Source organism: Plesiomonas sp., assembly GCF_051650925.1.
Taxonomy (GTDB): domain Bacteria; phylum Pseudomonadota; class Gammaproteobacteria; order Enterobacterales; family CAMTGL01; genus Plesiomonas.
This window is the reverse complement of record NZ_JBOFRH010000462.1, coordinates 1-4662: the sequence shown is the minus strand read 5'-3', so window position 1 is coordinate 4662 and position 4662 is coordinate 1. Positions and strand designations below refer to the sequence as shown.

The 4662-nt window shown below is 47.0% G+C and carries 5 protein-coding genes; 1 reads left to right on the top strand and 4 read right to left on the bottom strand.

Annotated elements, in window-relative coordinates; all coding sequences use genetic code 11:
* Positions 1–739: 739 nt before the first annotated feature.
* Positions 740–1495: an envelope biogenesis factor ElyC gene (gene elyC, locus ACRC27_RS11180; protein WP_438639895.1), complete on the top strand. Its 756-nt coding sequence runs from the start codon at positions 740–742 to the stop codon at positions 1493–1495.
* Positions 1496–1544: 49 nt separating this feature from the next.
* On the opposite strand, the gene ACRC27_RS11175 is transcribed toward elyC, so the two are convergent.
* From ACRC27_RS11175 to lpxK, 4 genes are all read right to left on the bottom strand, one after another.
* Complete coding sequence (locus ACRC27_RS11175) at positions 1545–2438, bottom strand: phosphotransferase (protein WP_438623384.1); 894 nt, start codon at positions 2436–2438, stop codon at positions 1545–1547.
* A gap of 129 nt (positions 2439–2567) precedes the next feature.
* Positions 2568–3317: a 3-deoxy-manno-octulosonate cytidylyltransferase gene (gene kdsB / locus ACRC27_RS11170; RefSeq protein WP_438639894.1), complete on the bottom strand. Its 750-nt coding sequence runs from the start codon at positions 3315–3317 to the stop codon at positions 2568–2570.
* Positions 3314–3496, bottom strand: coding sequence for a Trm112 family protein (locus tag ACRC27_RS11165; RefSeq protein WP_438623386.1), 183 nt, complete (start codon positions 3494–3496; stop codon positions 3314–3316). Before ACRC27_RS11165 ends, kdsB begins: the two co-directional genes overlap by 4 nt.
* Before the next feature lie 21 nt (positions 3497–3517).
* Positions 3518–4498 carry a tetraacyldisaccharide 4'-kinase gene (gene lpxK / locus ACRC27_RS11160; RefSeq protein ID WP_438639893.1) on the bottom strand — a complete coding sequence of 327 codons (981 nt, stop codon included), beginning with the start codon at positions 4496–4498 and terminating at the stop codon, positions 3518–3520.
* Positions 4499–4662 lie beyond the last annotated feature (164 nt).

Below are 4662 nucleotides of genomic sequence, written 5' to 3'. Positions count from 1 at the left end.
GAATATCATTTAATAGACAGTGATGTAAATATTTCAACATAACAATAGTGATTCAAAGCACTATGTAGAAGGAGCTGTTATGTTTCCTGGAAACCATTATGTTAAGTCAATTATCTATTTACTCTGCAGCCGCTTTACCGTCAGAGTACTTATCGTTTTACTGAGTGTCTTTGTTTTGCTCACTATTTTTGACTTCATCATTGAAATGACATTTAGGAAAAACCCCAGTGTGATACTGCATTTACTCAACTACACCACCCATTATTAGGTCGATAACATAATCCGGTTATCCCCTTAAATAACAGCTCTATTCAGACAATACTCACTCCATCAACAAACAGCACATGAAAACAAGTAATTATACTGCATGTTATAGTGCTGTTATTAGATAGCCTTAATACACAATTTAAACACATTGTCTTATTAATTTGAGTATGCAATTTATATATTGCACAGAGTGAGTCAATGTGTCACATATTGGATATCACACCCCATTTAAACACGGGAAAAACTCTCTAGCGGTATTTAAATGAACATAATTACATAACACACTGGCAAATTTTTATGTTCTTTTTTCACGATTATCACCTCCTCTTTTTCGTCACTCACAGCTTATTCCGGTGAAAATACCTATCTTCCTCGCAAAAAAACGGTAAGTGTAAAGTAATTTTGTAATACAGTTATATTTTTCAATGGCATACATTATTATATTTATGGAGATATTTTTTTAAGGGATAGCATGTTCGAGTTAAAAAAAATCATTGGTGCTCTGCTGATGCCCTTACCCAGCATTATTCTGATCATGCTCGCCGGACTATTGCTATTGTGGTTCAGCCGCTGGCAGCGTAGCGGGCGGTGGATGATCACGCTAAGCTGGTGTGCTTTGTTACTGGTATCAAGTGAGCCAATTGCTGACCGCTTGCTCAAACCGCGCGAAGATCAGTTTCCGGTTTACCAGCCCAGCGGTGAAATCAGTTATGTTTTGGTGCTCGGAGGCTCTTACCTATATGACCCACTACTTCCGCCAAGCTCACAAGTTGGGCGTAATACGCTAGCCCGTATCACTGAAGGGATCCGTATTTACCGTATGCACCCGAAAGCCAAACTGGTATTTAGTGGCGCGCCTTCAGCATCAGAAGTCAGCAGTGCACGCGTAGCGGCACAGGTTGCATCAAGTCTGGGTGTTCCAAAAGAGGATATGATTTTAATTGAGACACCGCGTGATACTGAAGATGAAGCCGTTGCAATGAAAGCGTTAATCAACAACCAGCCAGCCGTTTTGGTCACTTCGGCCAGCCATATGCCACGTGCTATGCGCTTGTTTGCTGAAAACGGTATGCACCCGATTCCAGCTCCCGCAAACCAGCTCTCTTCCGAGGGAAAAGGTAACTTTTGGGAACAATACCTGCCCGCAGCAGCCTATATAGAGCGCAGCGAACGAGCATGGTATGAATTACTCGGGGAATGGTGGTTAACACTTAAATCAGCGTTATAACGCGGCCATTATCACCCGCAGTGTTTACTCTGTTGTTTGACCATACTGTTTACTCTAGCCATGGGGTAAGCAGTTTGCTGTATATCGCAAAAATGCTGTGATCAAGTTTTCCTTTTTTCAGCCCGCACGCCACCTCATCCCACACTTTGTACAACCAACGGCGTGCCGCAAACTGTTCGGCAACCGGTGCTCTTTGCAGATAGGTTGATAATACTTTTTCTGCGAAGGGTTCACAGCAAAGGTGGATCAAATCAAATTCACGCGGTGCACACTGCATCGGACCAGGATCAATAGCGGCAATCAATTGATCGGTTTTTGCATCTTTAAGCAAATTACGCAGCTTGAAATCACCGTGTACCAGTACAGATGCATCATCAAACTCGGAAAAAAACTGATCATAACGTTCCAGTGAACGGTACAGCACAATGCGCTCGGCATAATCACAAAAGGCAGGGTTTGCTTCAATGGCTGACCATAAACCCGCTAAATATTGCCGATACCAGAGCGGCCATGCCACATCACTTAATTCACCGCTCAGCCCAGATAGCCCTTGACCATCAACACGATGCCAACTCAATAAGCAATCGGCAATCTGCTCGCTCAGTGCCGCTGAACGGTTGGCATTACGACAGGGAGCGGTTACGCTGATCCCTGCCAAACGTTCCATCAGAACGACCTCTTTAAACGCCGCGCTTTGCTCTGAATGGTGTACACCATAAATAGCGGGCATGCGTACCATTGCATGGCGGGCCAATACCGAAAGCTTGCTAATCTCACTTTCAGCCATCCCCTTCATTGGGTAGGCTTTTGCAACCACAGGGAATGCGGCATTACTGCTGTCGTATAATGCAAATACCGTTGAAAATGCGCCCTTTCCGACAATCTCGGTACGCGATACTTTCTCACCCAGCAACAGACTGAGTTCCTCTGTTAGGCACTCCATGTTAATCCCTCCATGAGCCAGTCAGTCAAATACCCTTGTTCTTTATCTGACCTCATTCCACTCTGGGGATCAAACAAAAAAACCACCTCTCGGTGGTTTTTTAATCAAACTCTGTGCTAGGTTGGTTTTTCACGCTAAAATCTGACGAACTTTATCCAGATCTTCTTGTGTATCCACTCCTGCCGGAGGTGCTTGCTCTGCAACTGCAACGTGGATTTTTTCGCCATACCACAACACCCGCAACTGTTCGAGGCTCTCTATTTGCTCAAGCTGGCTTGGTGCCCAGTTAACATACTGGCGGATAAAGCCGGCCCGATAAGCATAAATGCCAATATGCCGCTGATAAAAATCACCAATCTGCGTTTGCGTGCGAGCAAAATTATCGCGATCCCACGGAATAGCGGCACGCGAAAAATAGAGTGCATAACCTTGCTGGTCAGTCAGTACTTTTACCGCATTGGGATTAAACACCTCTTCAGCGTCTTCAATGCGAACAGACAATGTAGCCATACGCGCCTGATCAGCCTGTGCCAAATTATTGGCCACCTGACGAATAATCACCGGTGGGATCAGCGGCTCATCACCCTGCACATTAACAATGATCGTATCGTCGGCAAAATTATAGTGCTCAATCACTTCGGCCAGCCGCTCAGTACCAGAGTTGTGATCGGCGCGTGTCATACAAACTTCGCCACCGGCGGCAATCACCACTGCAGCAACATCAGGATGATCGGTTGCCACAATCACACGTTCAGCACCTGATTGCTGTGCTTTTTCCATCACATGCAAGATCATTGGCTTTCCAGCGATATCCGCCAGCGGCTTACCCGGTAAACGGGTTGACGCATAACGAGCAGGAATGATCGCAACAAAACTCATGATAAGATCTCTTCTGCCGTCAGCTCACGTGCACGCACTTCCAGTAATACCGGAATGCCTTCAGTGATGGGATACACCAGACGATCTAATTTGCAAATCAACTCTTGTTTCTCTTTGTCATACTGCAATTTTCCCTTACAAACGGGGCAAGCAATAATCTCAAGCAGACGGTGATCCATACGTCATCTCCTTTTTATAATCTACGCGCTGATTTGCGCCGTAATGTGCGCCAAAAGTGCATTGCCTTCGGTTTCTGGCAACTGGGCCTGAACCGGTAAATACCACCAGTTTGGCTGAATAAAATGCCGACATTTCACTGCATCTTTTTCTGTCATCAGCAAAACCTGCTCTCCCGAGGTCAATGCAGCAAGCTGCTGCTGGCTGTATGCCTGATGATCAGCAAAAGCAACACAGCGGATAGGTGTCGCGCCCAGTGTTTGCAAAGTGGCAAAAAAGCGGGGTGGATGACCAATACCGGCCATTGCCACTGTCGCAGGTAACGCATCCACCGCACGTTGTTCACCGGTTAACAGGTTAACCGCACAGTGAGCCTGTAGCTGCATCGGAATTTCGTTTGGCTGTGCATCACCGCCATTGACGACCACCGCATCAACTGATTTTAAACGCGATACTCCCTCACGCAGAGGGCCGGCTGGCAGCAGAAAACCGTTACCAAAACGGCGCTGACCGTCAACAATAACAATTTCAACATCACGTGCCAGTGCATAATGCTGTAAACCATCATCAGTAATGATCACATCAACAGTGTGTTCAGCCAGCAATGCCTGCACTGCACGGCTGCGATTTGGGTCAACAGCAACCGGCGCTCCAGTGCGCTGGTAAATCAACACAGGTTCATCACCCGCTTGCGTGGCAAGAGTGTGTTCATTGAGCAGCAGCGGATACTGCGTAGCTTGACCACCATAACCGCGTGAGACCACGGCAGGCCGAAACCCGCGAGCTTGCAACTGCTCAACCAGCCAGATGACCATCGGTGTTTTACCGTTACCGCCGACCGTAATATTACCGACCACCACCACGGGAACAGGCGCTCGCCAGCTTTTTTTCCAGCCTAAACGAAATGCACTGCGCCGTGCTGCGCTGATCAGCGCAAACACGCCCGACAGCGGCAATAACAACCAACACCAGCGTGAACGGGAAAACCACAAACGCTCAATCATGGTGTGTCTTACACCCCAAACTGCATTCTGTGCAACTGGGCATAAGCGCCCTCTTTTGCCAGTAACTCAGCATGCTGACCACGTTCAACAATCTCGCCTTCATCAATCACTAAAATTTCATCGGCGCTTTCAATGGTCGATAAACGGTGCGCAATCACCAGTGC

Coding starts and splice junctions, on each gene's coding strand:
- elyC (WP_438639895.1), top strand. CDS start 740: ATGTTCGAGTTAAAAAAAATCATTGGTGCTCTGCTGATGCCCTTACCC.
- ACRC27_RS11175 (WP_438623384.1), bottom strand. CDS start 2,438: ATGGAGTGCCTAACAGAGGAACTCAGTCTGTTGCTGGGTGAGAAAGTA.
- kdsB (WP_438639894.1), bottom strand. CDS start 3,317: ATGAGTTTTGTTGCGATCATTCCTGCTCGTTATGCGTCAACCCGTTTA.
- ACRC27_RS11165 (WP_438623386.1), bottom strand. CDS start 3,496: ATGGATCACCGTCTGCTTGAGATTATTGCTTGCCCCGTTTGTAAGGGA.
- lpxK (WP_438639893.1), bottom strand. CDS start 4,498: ATGATTGAGCGTTTGTGGTTTTCCCGTTCACGCTGGTGTTGGTTGTTA.